This window comes from Streptomyces sp. NPDC093097 (assembly GCF_044754325.1).
Classification (GTDB): Bacteria; Actinomycetota; Actinomycetes; order Streptomycetales; family Streptomycetaceae; genus Streptomyces.
This window is the reverse complement of sequence record NZ_JBIVOW010000004.1, coordinates 70,815-90,873: the sequence shown is the minus strand read 5'-3', so window position 1 is coordinate 90,873 and position 20,059 is coordinate 70,815. Positions and strand designations below refer to the sequence as shown.

Sequence of the window (20,059 nt, the reverse complement as noted above, 5' to 3'; positions counted from 1 at the left end):
GCGTCAGTCCCGGTCCGGGGCGAGCGCCTCGACCTGTGCGACGGGATCGCCGTCGCCGGTGGGGAGCAGCGCGATGACGGGGGTGTCCAGGCCGGCCGCGACGTACTGGCGGATCCGGGCCCGGCAGGCGTCCGGGCCGCCGTGCACGATGAGTGCGTCGACCACCTCGTCGGGGACGGCCAGCAGCGCGCGCCAGCGGTCGCCGGCGTCCCAGGCGCGGTGCATCGCGGCGAGTGGTTCGGTGCGGCCGAGCCAGTCCTGGAAGGCGCGGTAGGCGGGCACGGTGAGATAGCTGCCGATCATCATCCGGCCCAACCGGCGGGCCTCCCGGGCGTCTTCGGTGACGCAGACGAAGACCGGGGCGACCAGCTCGGGACCGGGGCCGAGCGCGGCCCGGACCGTCGGGACGTCGCTGGGGGCCAGCCAGTTGGTGATCGCGCCGTCCGCCTCCTCGGCGGCCAGCCGCAGCATCCGGGGGCGCAGCGCGGCCAGCAGGATCGGCGGGGGCGTGGCCGGCGGCCGCTCCAGCCGGAACCCGCGCACCTCGAACGTGGGGTACTGCGCGGTCACCGGCTTGCCGGTCAGCGCGGTGCGCAGGAAGCGCAGGGTGTCGCGGGTGCGGGCGAACGGGCGGGTGTGCGCGAGCCCGTTCCAGTCCTGGACGACACCGGGCGAGGAGGCGCCGATGCCGAGGGCGAACCGGCCGGGCGCGCAGTCGGCGAGCGCCGCGGCGGTCATCGCCAGCAGGGCCGGACCCCGGGTGAACACCGGGGCGACCGCGGTGCCCAGCCGCAGCCGGGACGACCACTGCGAGGCCAGCACCAGCGGGGAGAAGGCGTCGGCGCCGGCGGTCTCGGCCGTCCAGAGCCCGGTGTAGCCCAGGTCGGGGAGGCGCTCGACGAGTGCGCGGTGGGCCGGCAGGGGTACGCCGGTCAGCGGGAGGGTGATCCCCCAACCAGTCATCGCGTTGTGGTCTCCGTCTCTCGTGGGCGGCGGGGCCGGCACGGGCCGCGGGCGCCCGGCCGGAGCGGGCGCCCGTGTTCCCGGGCGTCAGGCGCCGTCGGTCAGCAGGGTCTGCGCGTGGGTGTGGAACAGCTCGGCGGCGGCGCGCACTTCGGCGGCCATCGGCCGGTCGGCCTCCAACGCCGGGGAGATCGCGGCGAGTTCGGCCCACACCCCGGTGGGCTCGGTCTCGGGCCGCGTCATCACGGCCAGTTGGGCGGCGGCCAGGGCGAGCGAGCCGACGGCGAGCCAGCCCAGCTCCAGGGCCTCGCCGACGCCGTTCGCGCCGTTGAGCGCCATCGGCACATGGTCCTGGTTCCAGCCGTTGGTGGGCAGCGTGGTCAGCGAGGCGGGGGTGACGAGCTGGCGGATCCGCGAGATGAACGAGGTCGCGCTGATCTGCACACCGGCCAGACCGCAGCCGCGGCCGGCCCGGGGCGTGAGCATGATCGGCAGGTCGCCGTTGGTGGTGGGGTTGACCACCAGCCCGAGCTGGCGCTCCGCCAGGTAGGCGGCCATGTGCAGGGCGAGTCCGGTCTGCTCGGAGGCGAAGCCGACCGGCATGGCGTGGAAGTTCCCCGCGTGCAGCACCCGGTCCTCGTAGGTGAGCGGGTTGTCGGTGCAGCCGTTGGCCTCGCGGAGCAGGACCTCCTCGGCGGCGGTGAGCTGGTCCAGGACGGCGCCGAGCACCTGCGGGGCGCAGCGCAGGCTGTACGGCTCCTGGAGCGGGCGGCGCTCGTCGCGCTGGTGGTCGGCGGGCAGCTCCTGGCGGATCCAGCGGGCGACCGCGAGCTGGCCCAGCTGGTTGCGGGCCTGGCCGACGCCCTCGTCGTAGTGCTCCGCGTTGCCGCCGAGGAGCGCCGTCAGCCGGGCGGTGAGGGTGGCGACGGCGCGGACGAGGAGGAGCGCCGAGCGCTGGTTGCGGATGGCGACGGCGAGGCTGACGCCGGTGCCGTTGACGAAGGCGAGGGCCTCGCGCACCGGCCAGGTGAGCGGTTCGGCGCCCAGTTCGGCCAGCGCCTCGACGGCCGGCCGCCGGGTCCACTGCCCCTGCGCGTCGCGCACCCACGCCTCGCCGTGCCCGGCGCAGGCCAGCGCCACATGCGCCAGCGGCTGGAGGTCGCCGCTCGCGCTGACCGTGCCGTCCCGCGGTATCACCGGGGTGAAGCCGGCGTTCCACAGGTCGGCCAGCCGCTGCCAGAACTCGGTGGAGACGGCGGAGAAGCCCTTGCGCATGCTGTTCAGCCGCAGCCAGAACACCAGGCGGGAGGCGTCCGGGTCGAGCGGGCGGCCCTGCGCGGTGCCCAGGTGGGAGATGAGCGAGGCGCCCTGCTCCAGCTCGGAGGTGGCGGAGTAGGTCACCAGCGGACCGAAGCCCTGGGTCAGTCCGTAGACGGGCCGGCCGGCGGCCAGGTACGCGTCGACGGTGGCGCCGCTGCGGTCCATCCGGGCCACGTCCGCGTCGGTGAGCGGGCCGAGCTTGGCGGTCCAGGAGGCGGCCTCGACGATGCTCGCCAGACTGGGCATGTCCGTACGGTCGCCGTCGGCCGGTGCCGGGGCCGACGTGGGGGTCTGTGTCACGTTGCTATCCCTGGGTCGGTGGTTGTGAGGTGGTGAGGTGCTGCAACTTGCCCATCGCGGAGCGCTTGAGCTCGGGCACCGTGTGCACCTTCCGCGGGCGGGCGCCGAGGACGGCGCGGGCCGCGGAGTGGTCGATGCCGTCCGGGCCGGTCCCGGGCCGGGGGACGACGTACAGGTCGACGTGCTCGCCGATCATGGGGTCGTTGACCGGGACGAGCGCCAGGTCCGCGCAGTCGAGCCGGGCGCGCAGGGCGCCCTCGGCCTCGTCGAGGTTGATCCGCTGCCCGTTGACCTTGACCAGCCGGCCGACGCGGCCCAGCAGCCGGAAGGAGCGGGTGTCCAGCGGTTCGACGAGGTCGCCGGTGCGCCACCGGTCCGGGCTCGGCTCGCCGGGGCGGGCGGCCAGGCGGGGGCTGCGGATCACCAGCGGTACGGCCGCCGCGCGGTCCGGGTCCGCGGGGTCCTCGGCGGTGGTGCCATCGGCCGCGGGGCCGTCCTGGTCGGGGGCGAAGGCGACGTCCGGGAAGAGGGTCCAGGCGGGCGGTGTGCCCCCGCTCCAGCGGCGCAGTGCGATGCCCCCGGTCTCCGTGGAGCCGAGCAGCTCCACGACGGCCGCCCGCTCGGGGCCGGCCTCCGCCAGGAAGGTGCCGGCCTCGGCGGGCAGCATCGCGCTGCTGTAGAGGACGGTGATCCGCTCGAAGGAGCGGACCCAGTCCAGGTGCCGCAGGAGGAGGGAGAAGATCCACGGCGTGGCGACCACCGCGATCCGGCGGCAGCCGGGGTCCGGCAGGGCGCCGAGGTAGCCCGGCCGGTACCACGCCGGGACGCCGAGCCGGGCCGGCACCAGCAGGGTGGCCAGTGCGCCGTAGACGTGCACCGGCGGGGCGAAGGAGACCACCGCGCCCGGCTCGTCCGGCCGCAGGAAGTCGGCGAGCATGCCCGCCTCCCGCCAGGCGTTGGCGCGGGTGTGCTGCCAGCGGCGGCTGGGGCCGGTGCTGCCGGAGGTGTGGAAGTCGAGCACCGGCGGCAGCGCGCCGGCGATCAGCTCCGCCGCGTCCGGCACCTGGTCCCACCGCACGCACCAGGCGCGCTCGGCGACGTCCGGTGCGCCGATCCCCGACGACAGCAGCTGTGTCGGGGTCAGCTTCTGATAGGCCACGCAAACTCCCTGTGGTGGCGCCCACTTGGGGGCGGCGTAAGCGGTCAGGCGGCGAACTGGGCGACCTGCATGAGGTATTGGCCGTAGCCCGAGTTCCCCATCCGCTCGCCGAGCCGGTGGCAGCGCTCCGCGTCGATGTAGCCCATGCGCAGGGCGATCTCCTCGATGCAGGCCACCCGGACGCCCTGCCGGCTCTCGATGACGTGCACGTACTGGCTGGCGGCCAGCAGCGCGTCGTGGGTGCCCGCGTCCAGCCAGGTGAAGCCGCGGCCGAGCCGGATGAGCCGGGCCCGGCCCTGCTTCAGATACGCCAGGTTGACGTCGGTGATCTCCAGTTCGCCGCGGGCCGAGGGGGTCAGCTCGCGGGCGATCTCCACCGCGTCCGGGGAGTAGAAGTACAGGCCGGTGATCGCGTTGTTGGAGCGCGGGCTGAGCGGCTTCTCCTCCAGCGAGACCAGGTTGCCCTCGGCGTCGGTCTCGCCGATGCCGTAGCGCTCGGGGTCGGAGACCGGGTAGCCGAACAGCGTGCAGCCGTCCAGGTCGGTGGCGGCGTTGCGCAGGATGCGGGGGAAACCGGCACCGTGGAAGACGTTGTCGCCGAGGATCAGCGCGAACGGGTCGTCGCCGATGTGGTCCGCGCCGATGATGAGCGCCTCGGCGATGCCGCGGGGTTCGGTCTGCTCGGCGTAGGTGATGGTGAGCCCGAGGTGCGAGCCGTCGCCCAGCAGCGCCCGCAGCTGGGGAATGCTCGTCGGTGTCGAGATCACCAGGATCTCCCGGATTCCGGCCAGCATCAGCACCGAAAGCGGATGGTAAACCAACGGCTTGTCGTAGACCGCGTGCAGCTGCTTGGACGTCGCCAGGGCCGAGGGGTACAGCCGAGTGCCGCTGCCGCCGGCCAGCAGAATTCCCTTCATTGCTCTTCCTGTTCGTCGAGGTTATTCCGGCCGGGAAGGCGTGCGCCTCACACCACGTGCACGGTCGGGACGTAGAGAATCCACTTGCCGCCGGACGCGCGGAACTCCTGCTCCTTCGCCATGATTTCCTCGGCGTGGTTCCACGCGAAGAGCAGGGCGTAGTCCGGGTAATCGGCGGAGAACGCCTCCGGGGTCTTGACGGGAATGTGCGTGCCCGGGCTGAGCCGGCCCTGCTTGGCGGGCGTGGTGTCGCAGACGAACGGGACGAGGTCGGGGCCGATGCCGCAGAGGTTGGTCACCGTGGCGCTCTTGGCGGTCGCGCCGTAGCCGACCACCGTCCGGCCCTCGTCGCGCAGCTTCGTCAGCAGGGCGACGAGGTCCTCGCGGATCTTCTGCACGCTCGCGCCGAACGCCTCCAGGGTGGCGAGGTCGGACAGCTTGCGCCGCTCCTCCTCGGCGATCAGCGCGGCCACCGCCGGCGACGGCGTGCGCTGCCCGGCGGGCGCGAGGAAGTAGCGGACCTCGCCGCCGTGCACGGTCAGCCGCTCGACGTCGACCAGCTCCAGGCCGTTGCGCCGGGCCATCTCCTGCACGGAGCGGGCGGTGAAGAAGTAGAAGTGCTCGTCGTAGATCTGGTCGAAGGAGCTGCGCTCGACGATGTCGCCGAGGTAGGGGTCCTCGAAGACGAACACGCCGGTGGGCTTCAGCAGCGCCCGGACGCCCGCCAGGATCGATGCCATGTACGGGATGTGGCACAGGGTGTTGGCGGCGTAGACGACGTCGGCCGGGCCGTCCTCGGCGCGCACCTGCTGCGCGGTGGACTCCTCGAAGAACGCCGTGCGGACGCGGATGCCCTTGGCCGCGGCGACGTCCGCCACGCTGGCGGACGGCTCGACGCCCAGGTGCCGCACACCGTGGTCGGCGATCGCCTTGAGCATCACGCCGTCGTTGCAGCCCAGTTCGACGATGAACGGGTCGTCCGCGGTGAGTTCGTCGGCCAGCAGCTGCTTGGCGAGATTCTCGAAGTGCTCCCGCATGAAGGCCGAACCGGACGAGAAGTAGGGGTACTCCTCGTGGAACATCCGGTCCCGCGGGACCTCCTCCATCAGCTGCACCATGGTGCAGGACGTGCAGACGCCGACGGCCAGCCGGAAGAAGAACTCCTGGGACAGGTCCGCGTCCGGGGCCAGGAAGGCGTCGGACAGGGGCTGGCGGCCGAAGTCAAAGAATTCCTGTACCGGAGCGGCACAGATACGGCAGGGGAACTTGCTCGACATACATGCTCCTGGAAGGCCGACCGGCGGCAAGTGAACGGGAATACCTGAGGTTCGGCGGGCAGTGCTGCGCCGTCCGAAGCGGTTCTCGGTGAGTGTGCCCCAGAAACCGACCGGTGCGGAAGTGCGGGCATTGTTCGGTGTCTCGCTGGCGGGACAGGAATCCGAGGGCGGCGGTAACCGAATCCGACGGAACGGCAGTTGTCCGATCAGGGTCGGGGAATTCCCCTGTCCGGTATGCGCGGTGACTTTTATCCTGACGATGTCCCAGTGCGCCGTGCGAACCGCAGGAGCGGCCCGGGAGAAATCGCGGGCACGGCCCGGAAACCTTTGAATTGGTTGCCCCGGCCGCCGGCGGTATGCGCGCACGGCTTCCGTCGGAAGGCATGTGAACCATGACGAAGACCAGCTCGCTCCCCGCCCTGTCCGAGGCGGCGGTGGTGCTCACCGACTCCCAGCGCGCGGAGGTCGCGCTGCTGGCCGAGGACCTCGCCCGGGCCGCGTCCGGAGTGCTGGACAGCCCCGCCTGGCTCGCCGCGGCCCGCGCCGCCGCCGTCCGGCTGCCCGGTGAACTGCGCGCCGCGATACGGGACTTCCGGTACGACGCGGGGCCCGAGGGCGCCCTGCTGGTCCGCAATCTGCCCGTCCCCGCGGACCTGCCGGCGACCCCCACCCGGCTCGGGTCGGTGCAGCGGACCGCGACCACCGCGGCCGGCGCGATCGCCATGGTGCTGCTCCAGCTCGGCGAGGTGGTGGCCTACCGCAGCGAGAAGTCCGGCGCGCTGGTGCAGGACGTGGTGCCGGTGGCCGGCCAGGAGGGGCAGCAGAGCAACGCGGGCTCGGTGCGCCTCCAGATGCACACCGAGAACGCCTTCCACCGCAACCGCCCCGACTACCTGGGCCTGTTGTGCCTGCGCGGCGACCCGACCGGGGACGCCCGGCTGTGCACCGCCTCGGTCCGCCGGGCGCTGCCGCTGCTGTCCGGCGAGGCCCGCCGGACGCTGTCCGAGGAGCGCTTCATGACGGAGGCGCCGCCGTCCTTCGGCGGCTCCGGGAGCGTCCCCCCGCCGGTCCACGCGATCCTGCGGGGCGCGCCCGACGACCCGGACGTGCTGGTCGACTTCAACGCCACCCATGCCCTGGACGACGGCGGCCGGCGTGCCATGGACGAGCTGGCCGCCGCCTTCGAGGCGACCACCCACGCGCTCGCCCTCACGGCCGGCGACCTGGCCGTGGTCGACAACCGCCTGGTCGTGCACGGCCGTTCGCCCTACACGCCCCGCTACGACGGCACCGACCGCTGGCTGCACCGCGTCTACGCGGTCGCCGACTACCGCCGCTCCCGGGCCGACCGGCAGGCCGCGGGCAGCGTGCTGGACTGAGACGGGCCGGGCCGCGGCCGTGGGCCCCGCCGTCCGATGCGCGACGGCGGGGCCCACCGCACGGCCGGTCAGTCCTCGCCGGCCCCGCGGCACCACTCCAGCACCGCCATCGCGCTGTGCATCTTGTTCTCGGCCTGCTCGAAGGCCAGGCTCATCGGCCCGTCGAGGACCTCGGCGGTGACCTCCTCGCCCCGGTGGGCGGGCAGATCGTGCAGGAACACCGCCTTCGGGCTGTCCGCCCACAGGTCCGCGCGGACCTGGAACGGCGCGAACACCGCACGCCAGTCAGGGTCCGCCTTCGCGGTGCCGGTGGTCTGCCAGCGGGTGGTGTAGACGACGTCGAAGTCCCCGGGCAGCGCGGCCATGGTGTGGCTCTCGCGCAGCACCGCTCCACAGGCCGCGGCCTGCCGCGCCGCCCTCTGGGCGAGCGCGGTGGGGAGCCCGTAGCCGGGCGGGGTGCGCAGTTCGAGCTCCACGCCCGGGTAGCGGGTCAGGGCCAGCGCCAGGGCGGTCGCGGTGTTGTTGCCCTCGCCCAGGTAGAGCACGCGCAGCCCGTCCAGGCGCCCGAAGTGCTGGTAGAGCGTGGTCAGATCGGTCAGGGCCTGGGTGGGGTGCTCCTCGGCGCTCATCGCGTTGATCACCGCCATCCGCTGCTGGCGCGCCCAGGCCCGCATCTCCCGCGGGTCCCCGGCCGTGCGCGCCACCAGCACGTCCAGCATCCGCGACAGCACCCGGCCGGTGTCCTCGCTGGTCTCGCCGGTGTTGGTCTGGAGGTCGCCCGGACCGTAGGCGATCAGGGAGCCGCCCAGCCGCAGCGTGCCCGCCGAGAAGGCGGTGCGGGTGCGGGTGGAGGTCTTGGCGAAGTAGACCCCGGTGACCAGGCCGGCGAGCGGCCGGCCGGCGTCGGCGGTGCCGGCGGCGAACGCGGCGCTGCGGCCGACCAGATGGCGCAGCTCCGCGTCCGAGAGGTCGTCGAGGGATATCAGGTGGCGCACGGGGCGGGCGTCCTTGGGCATCAGTGGTCTCCCAGGGGGGTGGGGTCGAGGGCGGCGGCCAGCTCGGCGAGGGTGGGGTGGCGCAGCGCGGTGCCCGGGTCGAGGGCGATCCCGGCGGCCCGGGCGCCGGCCAGGACGCGCAGGACGAGGAGCGAATCGCCGCCGAGGTCGGCGAAGTCGTCGTGGACGCCGACCCGGTCGAGGCCGAGGACCTCCTGCCAGACCTCCGCCAGGCGCCGCTCGGTGTCGGTCCGGGGCGCCACGTACGCGGCCCGGACCGCGGTGGCCGCCCGGTCCCCGCCGGCCGCGGGGGCGGTGCCGCGGTCGTACTTGCCGTGCGCGGTCAGCGGCAGCGCGGCCACGACGCGGTAGGCGACGGGGAGCAGCGGGGCCGGCAGCACCGTCCGCAGCCGGGCGCGGAGCTCCGCGGGCCGCGGCGGCCGGCCGGGGGCGGGCACGACCCAGGCGGTCAGCCGCGGCTCGCCGGCGGCGTCGGGCAGCGCGGCCACGCGGGCCTCGCGGACCTGCGGGTCGGCGGTGAGCGCCGCCTCGATCTCGGCGGGTTCGACGCGGTGGCCGCGGACCTTGAGCTGCCGGCCGGCCCGCCCGGTGAACTCCAGCGTCCCGTCCGGCAGGACGCGGGCCAGGTCGCCGGTGCGGTAGAGGCGGGAGCCGGGCGGCCCGTAGGGGTCGGGCAGGAAGTGCTCCGCGGTCCGGCCGGGCAGGCCGGCGTAGCCGCGGGCGAGGCCCGGCCCGCCGATGTGGACCTCGCCGACGATGCCGTCGGGCACCGGCGTGAGGCGGTCGTCCAGGACCCGCAGCACGGTGCCCGGCAGCGCCCGGCCCAGCGGCACCAGCCGGCGGTGCTCCGGGGCGGCCACGCGGTGCGCCGCGGCGGCCACCGTCGCCTCGGTCGGCCCGTACTCCGCGGCCAGCCGCAGCCGGCCGCCGGCGGCGGCGATCCGGGCCGCGACCCGGGCGGCCTGGGCGGCCGGATAGGCGTCGCCGGCGCACACCGTCAGGGCGGCCAGAGCGCCCAGTTCGGCGTCGGTCAGCTGTGCTTCGAGCAGTGCGAGGTGGCCGGGGGTCAGGCCGACGAAGGCGTACGGGCCCTGGGCGGCCAGCAGCCGCCCGAGGTCCTCCGGCGCGAAGCGCTGCGGCAGCAGCCGCACCGCCCCGCCGGTCAGCAGCGGGACGAACAGCGCGGGGACGCCGAGGTCGGCGCCGACGGAGGTGAAGAACGGGGCGTCGGCCGGCGCGCCCTGCGCGTAGTCGCGGACCGCCCAGCCCAGGTAGTGGGCCAGGGCGCGGTGGGTGACCGCCACGCCCTTGGGGGCGCCGGTGGAGCCGGAGGTGTGCAGCACATAGGCGAGGCGGTCCGGCGGGAGGTCGCGCAACGGCGGCCCGGCGGGCGCCGGTTGCGTCCCCTCGGGCTCCTCCGGCGCGGCCACGCGCAGCTCCGCCAGGTCGGTGGCGCGTCCCGCGTGCGCGGCCTCGGTGACGATCAGGCGGCAGCCGGCGCCGGTGAACAGCGTGCGCAGCCGGGCGTCCGGGGTGCACGGATCGCACGGCACGTAGGCGGCGCCCGCCTTCCAGACGGCGAGCAGGGCGACGACGAGGTCGGGGCCGCGGTCCAGGAGCACCCCGACACGCTCCTCCGGACCGGCGCCGTGCCGGCGCAGCCGACGGGCCAACGCCTCGGCGCGGGCGTCCAGTTCGGCGTAGGTCAGCCGGGCGTCCGCGGCGGTGACGGCGGGTGCGTCCGGGGTGCGGGCGGCCTGCGCCTCGAAGGCGGCCAGGACATCGTCGAAGGGGGCCTCTGGCGCGGACGCTTCGGGGGCGTCCGGGAGCGCGGGCAGCTCCCGTCCCCGCTCCGCCTCCTCCGGGTAGCCGCGCCGCGCGTCGCCGTCCGGGCCGCCGGCGGCCATGTCCGTGAGCACCGCGCGGTAGAGCCGGATCAGCCGCTCGGCGCGGTCCCGGCGCAGGGTGCGGGTGTTCGAGGCGAGGGTGAGGTGGTCGCGCAGCGGGGTGCCGACGACGACCGGGAACTCGTTGGGGCTGTCGTCGCGGGTGGCGAACGGGTCGACGAGATCGGTGTCCACCTGGTGGAAGTCCAGGTAGTGGAAGAGCACGTCGACCAGGTGGGGGTCGCGTCCGGGGCGGCGCATCGCCGGCATCGGGAACCGGCGGTGCGGCCAGAGCTCCACCTCGGCGGCGAAGACCTGCTGGGCCAGCTCACCCCAGGTGCGGGCGGTGCGCTCGTAGGGGAACGGCACGGAGTTGAGGTACATGCCGGAGACCCGCTCGGCGCCGCGCACCTCGGGCCGGGCGTCGGCCACCATGCCGCCGCGGAACGCCCGCTGCCGGGCGAGCAGGCCCAGCACCTTGCTGTGCGCGGCGTGCAGCACGCTCTTGTAGGGCACCCCGACCGCCGAGGCCAGCGCCCGCAGCTCGGGCACCAGGTCGGTGAGCGGCAGGTCGATGCGGTACCGCTCGGCCGGCTCCTGCGGGTCGCCGGCCCAGCCGGCCGGGACCTCGAACTTCTCGTAGCCGTCCAGGAGTTGCCGCCAGTAGGCGCGGTCGCCGTCGTCGTCGAGGGCGCGCAGCTCGGCGGCGATGAAGTCGGCGTAGCGGACGGCGGGCGTCGGCGGGGCCGGCTCGGGCTCCCGGCCGGCGCGCAGCCGCCGGTAGGCGCCCAGCAGCTCCATCAGCTGGTTGTGGTAGCTCCAGCCCTCGATCGCCGGATGGCCCTCGGTGATCGACAGCCACCAGCCGTCGTCGTCCAGGAGGTGGGTGGCCATCCGCATCAGCGGCGCCCGCGCGGGGTCGAGCAGCCGCCCGCGGTCGGCCCGGGCGAACTCCACCAGCGCCGGCCACCGCTGGTCCTCGGGCAGCTGCCGCAGGTCCTGGTGGACGCAGGGCATGGTGGCGCCGGCGTGCACGATCTGCAGCGGTCGGCGGTGGCCGGTCAGCGCGAACGACGTGCGCATCGCCTCGTGGCGGGCCACGACCAGGTCGGCGGCGGCGCGGAAGGCCGCGGGGTCGAAGGGGCGGTCGTCGCGGATCTTGAACGAGGTGATGTTGTGGTAGCGGTGCTCGCCGCCGTCCCGGAACATCTCGACGAACATCCCGGCCTGGGTCCGCGACAGCGGGTAGGCGTCGACGGCGTCGGCGGGCAGTGCCGCCCGGTCCTCGGCGTCGATCAGCGCGAAGCGGGCGACCGGCCGGAAGTCCGGCTCCCCGGCCGGCGCGCCGTCCCGGACCGCCCGGCACAGCCGGGCCACGGTGCGGTGCTCGAAGAGGTCGCGCACCGCGACCGCCAGGCCCGCCTCGCGCAGCGCACCGGCCAGGGCGACCGCGCGCAGCGAATCGCCGCCCAGGTCGAAGAAGTTGTCGTGCACGCCGATCTGCGCAAGGCCCAGGACCTCGGACCAGAGGGCGGCCATGGCGCGCTCGTCGTCGTCGCGCGGGGCGGTGTGCGCGCCGACCGCGGTGGCGGCGCGGTCCGGGGCGGGCAGCGCGGTGCGGTCCAGCTTGCCGTTGGCGGTCAGCGGCAGTGCGTCGAGGGGGACGAAGGCGGCCGGCACCATGTAGTCGGGCAGGTGGGCGCCGAGCAGGCCGCGCAGCCGCGCCGGGGCGAGGGCCGCGGCGTCCGCGCCGGCGGCCGGCACGAGATAGGCGACCAGGCGCTTGTCGCCCGGCGCGTCCTGGCGGACCAGGGCGACGGCCTCGGCGACCGCGGGGTCCGCGGTCAGCACGGTCTCGATCTCGCCCGGCTCGATGCGGTAGCCGCGCAGTTTGACCTGGTGGTCGGCGCGGGAGACGAAGTCGAGGTTGCCGTCCGGCAGGACGCGGGCCAGGTCGCCGGTGCGGTAGAGGCGGGAGCCGGGCGGCCCGTAGGGGTCGGGCAGGAAGCGCTCGGCGGTCAGGCCGGGGCGGCCGGCGTAGCCGCGGGCCAGGCCCACCCCGCCGATGCACACCTCGCCGACGCTGCCCAGCGGCACCGGCCGCAGGCGCTGGTCCAGCACGCGCATGGTGGTGTTCGGCAGGGCCCGGCCGATGGAGACCAGCTCGACGTCCTGGGGGCCGTCGAGGAAGTAGGCGGAGTTCCCGACGGTGATCTCGGTGGGGCCGTACTCGGCGGCGAGCGGGGCGCCGCCGGGGGACCCCTCGCCCCGCCAGCGGTCGGCCAGCCGCCCGGTGAAGGCGTCGCCGGCCGCGATCACCAGCCCGGCCAGTCCGGCCCGCTCCTGCGGTGTCAACTGCCGGGTGAGCAGGTCCAGATGGCCGGGGGTGAGCTTGACGAACGCGTACGGGGCGTGGGCCATCAGCAGCCGGCCCAGATCCGTGACGTCGAAGTCCTGGTCGAGCAGATGGACCGGCTGGCCGGTCATCAGCGGGGTGAACAGGTCGGGCACGCCGAGGTCGAAGGCGACCGAGGAGAACAGCGGGGCGCCGCCCGTCCCGGCGCTCGCGTACGCGTCCAGGGTCCAGCCGAGGTAGTTGGCGAGCCCGCGGTGGGTGATCTGCACGCCCTTGGGACGGCCGGTGGAGCCGGAGGTGTAGATGACGTAGGCGAGGTGGTCGGGGTCGTGGCCGCCGGCGGGCGGGGCGCAGGGCGCGGCCGGGCAGCGGTCGAGCGCCGCGCGCTCGGCGTCCTCGTCGAGCACGAGGAGCCGGGCCGCGGTGCCGGCCAGCCGCGCGGCGTACCGGCGCTCGGTCACGACGAGGCGGGAGCCGGTGTCGGCGAGCATGAACGCCAGCCGGTCGTCCGGGTATCCGGGGTCGAGCGGTACGTAGGCGGCGCCGGTGCGCCAGCTGCCCAGCAGCGCCGCCACCAGCTCCGGGCCGCGGTCCAGCAGCACGCCGACGGTGTCCTCGGGACCGGCGCCCAGCGCGCGCAGCCGGTGGGCCAACCGGTGGGCGCGCGCGTCGAGTTCGCGGTAGGTCGTCCGGCGGCCGCCGTGCAGGAGCGCGGTGGCCTCGGGGGTGGCCGCGGCCTGCCGGGCGATGGCCTCGTGGACGGGGCGCAGCGCCGCGGGGTCGAGCGGGGTGCGGGTGCCCACGGGCTCGGCGGGACCGTCCAGCAGCAGGGCGCGCTCGTGCGCGTCGAAGATCTCCAGCTCGGAGACGGGCGTGCCGGGGGCCGCGGCCGCCGCCGCCAGCAGGCGGGTGTAGTGGCCGGTGATCCGGCGGGCGGTGGCCGCGTCGAACAGGGCGGTGGCGTACTCCAGCGCGCCCGCGAAGGAGCCGTCCGGCCGCTCCTGGAGGTGGACGGTGAGGTCGAAGCGGGCGGTGCGGACGGGCACGTCGAGCGGGGACGCCGATATTTCCGGCAGGTCCAGCGGGTCCGCCGGGTCCGCCCGGGTCAGGTCGAACATCACCTGGAAGACCGGGGTGGTGGACAGGTCGCGCTCCGGCTCCAGCGCGTCGGCCAGCCGGTCGAACGGCGCGGAGGGGTGGTCGAAGGCGGCCAGCACCGTCGCGCGGTTGCGCTCCAGCAGCGTGCCGAACGGCGTCGCGTCCTCCCACGTGGCCCGCAGGACCAGGCTGTTGTAGGCGTAGCCGGCCATGGTGGCCAGCTCCGGCCGGTTCCGGGCCGAGGCGGCGGTGCCGACGGCCACGTCCGGGGTGCCGGTGTAGCGGGACAGCAGCGCCTGGAAGGCGGTGAGCAGCACCATGAAGGGGGTGGCGCCGTGCGCGGCGGCCAGCGCGCGCAGCCGCTCGGCGACCGGCGCCGGCACGGTGAAGTGCTCCTGCGCGCCGCGCCAGGACCGGACCGCGGGGCGCGGCCGGTCGGTGGGCAGGTCCAGGGCGGACAGGCCCGCCAACTCCGTCTTCCACCAGTCGAGTTCGCGGCCCGCCTCGGGGCCGTCCTGGTGGGCGGTGAGCCAGGCGGCGTAGTCGGCGTACTGCACCGGCTCCGGCTCCAGGGCCGGCGCCGGGGCCCGGCCGCCGGCCTCCGCGCGGTACAGCGCGGACAGCTCGGTGAGCAGCAGCGGGCGGGTGGCGGCGTCGCAGGCGATGTGGTGCAGCACGAGCACCAGCAGGTGGTCGTCGTCGGCGAAGCGGACCAGGCGCACCCGCAGCGGCGCCTGCGCGGCCAGGTCGAACGGCGCCAGCGCCGCCTCCTCGGCGCACTCCGCCGCGGCCGCCTGCCGCGCGTGGCCGGCCAGGCCCGTGCGGTCGGAGGCGGCGAAGTCCACCGGGCCGGGCGGGTCGATGACCTGCCGGGGCTCGGTGCCGACGAGGAGGTAGCGGGTGCGCAGGATCTCGTGGCGCGCGGCGAGCCGGTCGCAGGCCCGGCGCAGGGCGGCCGCGTCCAGCCTGCCGCGCAGCCGGTACGCCACCGGCAGCAGGTACTCCGGGGCGGCCGGGTCGAGTTGGTGCAGGAACCACAGCTGGCGCTGGCCCGCGGAGAGCGCGAGCGGCTCGCCGCGGGGGACCCGCGGCAGGCTCGTCCGGGCCCGGGGAGCGGCCCCGGACAGGCGCCGGCGCAGCAGCTCCGCGCGCAGCGCCGCGGCCTCGGTGGCGTCCGCGGGGGTGGCGGCGGGTTCGGTCATGGGTGGAACTCCCTGTGTGCGGCGGCCAGTTCGGCATCGCTCAGTGCGGCGATCTCGGCGCGTACGGCCTCCTCGACGGCCTCGGCGAGCGCGGCGACGGTGGGCCGGTCGAAGAGGGTGCGCAGCGGCAGGGCGACGTCGTAGGCGTCCTGGATGAGGGCGATGACCCGGGCGGCGCGGATCGAGTCGCCGCCCAGCCGGAAGAAGTCGTGCCGGGCGCCGATCCGCGGGGCGCGGCCGTCGGGCCCGGTCAGCACCTCCCGCCAGATCCCGGCGACGGCCTCCTCCAGCGGCCCCTCGGGCGCGGTGTGGGGGGTGTCGTCGGCCACGGCGGCCAGGTCCGGGGCGGGCAGCGCGGTGTGGTCGACCTTGTGGTGGCGGGTCAGCGGCAGGGCGTCGAGGGGCACCACGAGGGTGGGCAGCATGTAGCCGGGCAGGTGCCGGGCGCAGTGGTCCAGCAGCGCGTCGGGGGCCGGGAGCCGGTCGCCGGCCGGGACGCAGTAGGCGATCAGGCGGGCCCGGTCGCCCGTCCCGTGGGCGACGACCACCGCCTCGCCGACCGCCGGGTGGTCGGTCAGCACCGCCGCCACCTCGCCGGTCTCCACCCGCCGCCCGCGGATCCTGACCTGGCCGTCGGCGCGCCCGGCGAAGACCAGGGTGCCGTCGGGCAGCATCCGGGCCAGGTCGCCGGTGCGGTACAGCCGGGCGCCCGGCGGCCCGTACGGATCGGGCACGAAGCGCTCGGCGGTCAGGGCCGGGCGTCCCACATAGCCCCGGGACAACCCCCGTCCGCCCAGGCACAGTTCACCGAGGGTGCCCGGCGGGACGGGGCGCAGCAGCGGGTCCAGGACGCGGGCGCTGACGTGTGCGTAGGGGCGCCCGATGGGCAGTTCCGCCGCGGTCGCGGGCACGTTCCAGCGGGTCGCGGCGATGGTGGCCTCGGTCGGCCCGTACTCGTTGACGAACCGCTTAAGCCCGCGGGCCAGCTCGCGGGCGAGGTCCGGCGGGCAGGGCTCGCCGCCGGTCTGCCCGATCAGCGGCCGGTCGCCGAGCCCGCTCTCGCGCAGCATCCGCCACTGCGGGTGCACGGCCTGGAGATGGGTGGCACCGGCCCGGTCGATCAGCTCCACCAGCGCCGGGTAGTCGTCGGTCTCGTGGTCGCGGGCGAGCACCACCGTGCCGCCCGCGAGCAGCGGCATCACCAGCTCGGTGAAGGAGATGTCGAAGGAGGCCGGGGCGAGCGCGAGCCAGGCGCTGTCCCGGCCGAACTCCAGGTGGTCCCGGGAGGCGTGCAGCAGCCGCAGCAGCGCCCGGTGCTCGACGCCGACGCCCTTGGGGCGGCCGGTGGAACCGGAGGTGTAGATGACGTACGCGAGCCGGGCGGGGTCGTGGCGGTCGGGCGCGGGGGCCGCCGCCGGATGCGGGGCTCGGTCGTCGGGGCCGCCCACGGTGAGCCGGGCGCCCCGGTGGCGGGCGGCCAGCCGGGCGTGGCCCGCCGGGTCCGAGACCAGCACCGCGGCGCGGGAGTCGGCCAGGATGTGCGCCAGCCGCTCGTCGGGCGAGGCCGGGTCCAGCGGTACGTACGCGGCGCCCGCCAGCCAGCTGCCCAGCAGGCAGGCCGGCAGGTCGGCGGTGCGCGGCAGCAGCACCGCGACCGTGGTCTCCGGGCCGGCGCCCAGGGCGCGCAGCCGGTCGGCGAACCAGGCGGCGCGGGCGTGGAGTTCGGCATAGCTCCACCGCTCGGCGCCGCAGACGACGGCGACCGCCTCCGGGGTGCGCCGCGCCGCCGCGGTGAACGCGGTGGCCACGCAGCCGTCCGGCGCGTCGTCGGCGGCCGGCGCGGCGGCGCCGAGGGCGAGCAGGCGGGCGCGTTCGGCGGCGGGCAGCAGCTCGGCGTCGCCCAGCCGCTGCCCGGGGTCGGCGGCGAAGGACTCCAGCAGGCGGACCCAGCAGGCGGCCAGCCGCTCCACGGTGGCCGGGTCGAACAGCGCGGTGGCGTACTCGACCTGGCCCAGCAGCGCGCCGTCGGCCTGCCGCTGCACCACGAACGTGAGGTCGGTGCGGGCGGACTGCCAGGCGGCGCGGAACGCCTCCAGGTCGGTGCCGCGGAGCGCGGTCCCGGTCCGTCCCTCCTCGTGGAAGTCGAACATCACCTGGTAGAGCGGGGTGCGCGCGGGGTCCCGCTCCGGGTGCAGCGCGCGGACCAGTTCCGCGAACGGCAGGTCCTGGTGGGCGAGGGCGTCCAGCACGGTGTCGCGCACCGCGGCGACGGCCTCCGCGACGGTGCGCGCGTCGTCCGGGCGCCACCGCACCACCAGGGTGTTGAGGAAGTAGCCGGCGGTCTGCGCCACTTCGGGGCGGTGCCGCCCCGCGACGGGCATGCCGAGGGTGAGGTCGGTGCGGCCGGACAGCCGCGCCAGCAGGGCCGCGAACGCGGTCAGCAGCGTCTGGTGGAGGGTGGCGCCGGCCTCCCGGCCCAGGGCGGCGAGCCGTGCGGTCAGGTCGGCGGGCACCGCGAAGGTGTGCAGCGCCCCGTGGCCGTCGCGGTCGGCGGGGCGGGGGCGGTCGGCCGGCAGCTCCAGCGGGGCGGCGCCGCGCAACTCCGCGGTCCAGTAGGCGAGATGGGCGCGCCGCGCGGCGTCGTCGGCCGCGGTGCGGCGGCGCTGCCACACGGCGTGGTCCGCGTACTGCACGGTGACCTCGGGGAGGGCGGACGGCTCGCCGGTGTGCACCGCCGCGCCCAGGGCCCGCAGATCGCGCTCCAGGAGGACCGAGGACCAGCCGTCGCAGGCGATGTGGTGGATGCCCAGCAGCAGGGCCTGGCCGCCGTCGGCGGTGCGCAGCAGCAGGGCCCGCCACACCGGGCCGCGCACCAGGTCGAAGCCGCGGCCCAGCTCCGCGCGGGCCAGCCGGCGCACCGCCGCGGCGTCGCCGGCGGCGGCCGTGCGCAGTTCCACCGGCCCGCCGGCGGCGTCCACGACCTGGACCGGGTCGGTGCCGTGCACCTCGTAGCGGGTGCGCAGGATCTCGTGGCGCCCGGCCAGGTGCACAAGGGCGGTCCGGACGGTCTCCTCGGACCACTGCGCCGGCAGCCGGATCCACACCAGGTCGGCCCATTCGGGGCTGCCGGGCCGCATCTGCTCCAGCAGCCAGAGCCCGCGCTGGCCGTCCGACAGCGGCAGTTCGCCCGTCCGCGGGACGGCGACCACCGCGTCCCGGGCGGCGGTTGGGGCGTCCGGGGCCGCCTCCGGGGACGGCCCGTCCGCGGCGCCCGGAAGCGCGGCCTGGTCGGCGACGGTCAGGGCGGTGAACAGCGCGCGCAGCGCGATCCGGCGCCCGAAGGCGGCGGAGAGCCGGTCGGCGAGCTGCCCCAAGTGGAGGGAGGAGCCGCCGCGTCGGAAGAAGTCGTCGTGGGCGCCGACCGTGCCGGCGGGCAGCTGAAGGGTCTGCTCCCAGGCGCGGGCGACGGTGCGCTCGGCGGCGGTGCGCGGCGGGACGTGCGCCGGGGCGTCGTCCGCGCCCGGGGCGGGCAGGGCCGCCCGGTCGGTCTTGCCGCTGGCGGTGCGCGGGAAGGCGGCGACGGGCACGAAGACGGCCGGGACCATCGGGTCCGGCAGGGTGCGGCGGGCGAACGCGCGCAGCTGCGCCGGGGTGGGCGCGGCGCCGCGCGGCTGCACCCAGGCCACCAGGTGCTGCCCGCCCGCGCGGTCCGGGGCCGCGCCGACGACGACGCCGTCCAGCTGCGGGTGGGCGGCCAGCGCGGCCTCCACCTCGCCGGGCTCGATCCGGACGCCGTTGACCTTGAGCTGCTGGTCCAGGCGGCCCAGGTACTCCAATGCGCCCGCGGCGTCGCGCCGTACGCGGTCACCGGTGCGGTACAGCCGGGACCCGGGCGGACCGGCGGTGTCCGGGACGAAGCGCTCGGCGGTCAGCGCGGGCCGGCCCAGGTACCCGGTGGCGACGCCGACCCCGCCGGCGTACAGCTCGCCGCTCGCGCCGGCCGGCACCTCGCGCCCCTGCGGGTCCAGGACCAGGGCGCGCAGCCCCCCGAGGGGCCGCCCGATGGGCACCGGGCCGGAGGTCTGCGCGGGGTCGAAGCGGTGCTCGGTGATGTCCACGGAGCACTCGGTGGGGCCGTAGGTGTTCCAGATCTCCACCTGCGGCACCTGCTCCAGCAGCCGGTGGCACAGCTCCGCGTGCAGCGGCTCGCCGGCGCTGAAGAGCAGCCGCAGCGCGGCGCAGCCCGCCCAGCCCGGCGCGTTCGCCAGCGCGCGCAGTACCGAGGGCACGGCCTGGAGGACCGTGATGCGGCCGGCGGCCACCGCGTCGAGCAGCGCCGCGGGGTCCCGTTCGGCGCCGTGCGGTGCGAGCACCACCGTGCCGCCGGCGACCAGCGGCGCGAACAGTTCGAGTCCGGCCGCGTCGAAGCCGATCGTGGTCTTCTGCAACACCCGGTCGGCGGGGCCCAGACCGTGCCGGCACGCCAGCCAGCGCACCCGGTTGGCGATCCCGCCGTGCGGGACGACGACGCCCTTGGGGCGCCCGGTGGAGCCGGAGGTGTAGAGCACATAGGCCGCCCGCCGGGCGGCTTCCGCGGGCCCGCCCGGAAGGTGCGGCGCGGTGTCCGGGAAGGGCGAACCGTCCGCGTCCGCCCGGTCGTCGAGCGCGTCGAGCACCAGCAGGCGGGTGCCCGCACGGGCCGGGAGCACGCCGCGGGCGGCGCGGTCGGTCAGCACGAGCGGGGCCCGGGTGTCGGCCAGCGTCCAGGCCAGCCGCTCGGCCGGGTGGTCCGGGTCCATCGGGACGTACGCGGCGCCCGCCCGCCACACCGCCAGGAGGGCCACGACCAGGTCGGGCCCGCGGCGCAGGGCCACGCCGACCAGGCTCCCCGGGCCGATGCCCAGCGACACCAGCCGGTGCGCGAGCCGGTTGGCCCGCCGGTCCAGGGCGCCGTAGGCCAGGGCGGGCCGGCCGGCGGGCAGGCCTTCGACCGCGACCGCGTCGGGCGTGGCCGCGGCCTGCTCGGCGATCAGGGCGGGCAGCAGCGGGAGCGGTCCCGCCGCGCCCGGTGCGCCGGAGTCCTCGGACGACCACCCGGGGGGCGAGACAGCCGACAGCGTCCAGTCGTTCAACGATGCTCCTCGACATCATCGCCGCGCGGGCGGGAAGTTGGGTGGCGCCCCAGG

At 76.1% G+C, this 20,059-nt stretch carries 9 protein-coding genes; 1 reads left to right on the top strand and 8 read right to left on the bottom strand.

The window, feature by feature from the left end:
• Window positions 1-3 precede the first annotated feature (3 nt).
• From ACIQE0_RS08185 to ACIQE0_RS08165, 5 genes are all read right to left on the bottom strand, one after another.
• Window positions 4-963, bottom strand: coding sequence for an LLM class F420-dependent oxidoreductase (locus ACIQE0_RS08185; protein ID WP_366339140.1), 960 nt, complete (start codon window positions 961-963; stop codon window positions 4-6).
• A gap of 87 nt (window positions 964-1,050) precedes the next feature.
• The gene (locus ACIQE0_RS08180) at window positions 1,051-2,583 is read right to left on the bottom strand and encodes an aromatic amino acid ammonia-lyase (RefSeq protein ID WP_366339138.1); all 1,533 of its coding nucleotides are present in this window, start codon (window positions 2,581-2,583) and stop codon (window positions 1,051-1,053) included.
• Between the two features lie 4 nt (window positions 2,584-2,587).
• On the bottom strand, window positions 2,588-3,742 hold the full coding sequence (locus tag ACIQE0_RS08175) for an AMP-binding protein (protein WP_402329919.1): 1,155 nt from the start codon (window positions 3,740-3,742) through the stop codon (window positions 2,588-2,590).
• Between the two features lie 44 nt (window positions 3,743-3,786).
• The gene (gene rfbA / locus ACIQE0_RS08170; RefSeq protein WP_366339135.1) at window positions 3,787-4,659 is read right to left on the bottom strand and encodes a glucose-1-phosphate thymidylyltransferase RfbA; all 873 of its coding nucleotides are present in this window, start codon (window positions 4,657-4,659) and stop codon (window positions 3,787-3,789) included.
• A gap of 47 nt (window positions 4,660-4,706) precedes the next feature.
• Complete coding sequence (locus ACIQE0_RS08165; RefSeq protein ID WP_366339133.1) at window positions 4,707-5,936, bottom strand: class I SAM-dependent methyltransferase; 1,230 nt, start codon at window positions 5,934-5,936, stop codon at window positions 4,707-4,709.
• 392 nt (window positions 5,937-6,328) lie between these two features.
• Between ACIQE0_RS08165 and ACIQE0_RS08160 the strand changes: the two genes are divergently transcribed.
• Window positions 6,329-7,315 (top strand): TauD/TfdA family dioxygenase, encoded by a 987-nt coding sequence (locus ACIQE0_RS08160; RefSeq protein WP_402329916.1) that lies wholly within the window; start codon window positions 6,329-6,331, stop codon window positions 7,313-7,315.
• 68 nt (window positions 7,316-7,383) lie between these two features.
• Here the strand turns inward: ACIQE0_RS08160 and ACIQE0_RS08155 are convergent, their stop codons facing one another.
• The 3 genes from ACIQE0_RS08155 to ACIQE0_RS08145 are packed head-to-tail and all read right to left on the bottom strand — an operon-like array spanning window position 7,384 to window position 20,005.
• Window positions 7,384-8,331, bottom strand: a complete 948-nt coding sequence (locus ACIQE0_RS08155) for an ornithine carbamoyltransferase (RefSeq protein WP_366332512.1) — start codon at window positions 8,329-8,331, stop codon at window positions 7,384-7,386.
• Window positions 8,331-14,873 (bottom strand): amino acid adenylation domain-containing protein, encoded by a 6,543-nt coding sequence (locus ACIQE0_RS08150; protein WP_402329914.1) that lies wholly within the window; start codon window positions 14,871-14,873, stop codon window positions 8,331-8,333. The genes ACIQE0_RS08155 and ACIQE0_RS08150 overlap by 1 nt, the downstream gene beginning before the upstream one ends.
• Entirely contained in the window at window positions 14,870-20,005 is a 5,136-nt protein-coding gene (locus tag ACIQE0_RS08145; protein ID WP_402329912.1) for an amino acid adenylation domain-containing protein, read from the bottom strand. Before ACIQE0_RS08145 ends, ACIQE0_RS08150 begins: the two co-directional genes overlap by 4 nt.
• Between the last annotated feature and the right edge of the window lie 54 nt (window positions 20,006-20,059).

Excerpts from the sequence above, each read along its gene's own strand:
- ACIQE0_RS08185 (WP_366339140.1), bottom strand. The coding sequence starts at position 963 with ATGACTGGTTGGGGGATCACCCTCCCGCTGACCGGCGTACCCCTGCCG.
- rfbA (WP_366339135.1), bottom strand. The coding sequence starts at position 4,659 with ATGAAGGGAATTCTGCTGGCCGGCGGCAGCGGCACTCGGCTGTACCCC.
- ACIQE0_RS08165 (WP_366339133.1), bottom strand. The coding sequence starts at position 5,936 with ATGTCGAGCAAGTTCCCCTGCCGTATCTGTGCCGCTCCGGTACAGGAA.
- ACIQE0_RS08160 (WP_402329916.1), top strand. The coding sequence starts at position 6,329 with ATGACGAAGACCAGCTCGCTCCCCGCCCTGTCCGAGGCGGCGGTGGTG.
- ACIQE0_RS08155 (WP_366332512.1), bottom strand. The coding sequence starts at position 8,331 with ATGCCCAAGGACGCCCGCCCCGTGCGCCACCTGATATCCCTCGACGAC.
- ACIQE0_RS08150 (WP_402329914.1), bottom strand. The coding sequence starts at position 14,873 with ATGACCGAACCCGCCGCCACCCCCGCGGACGCCACCGAGGCCGCGGCG.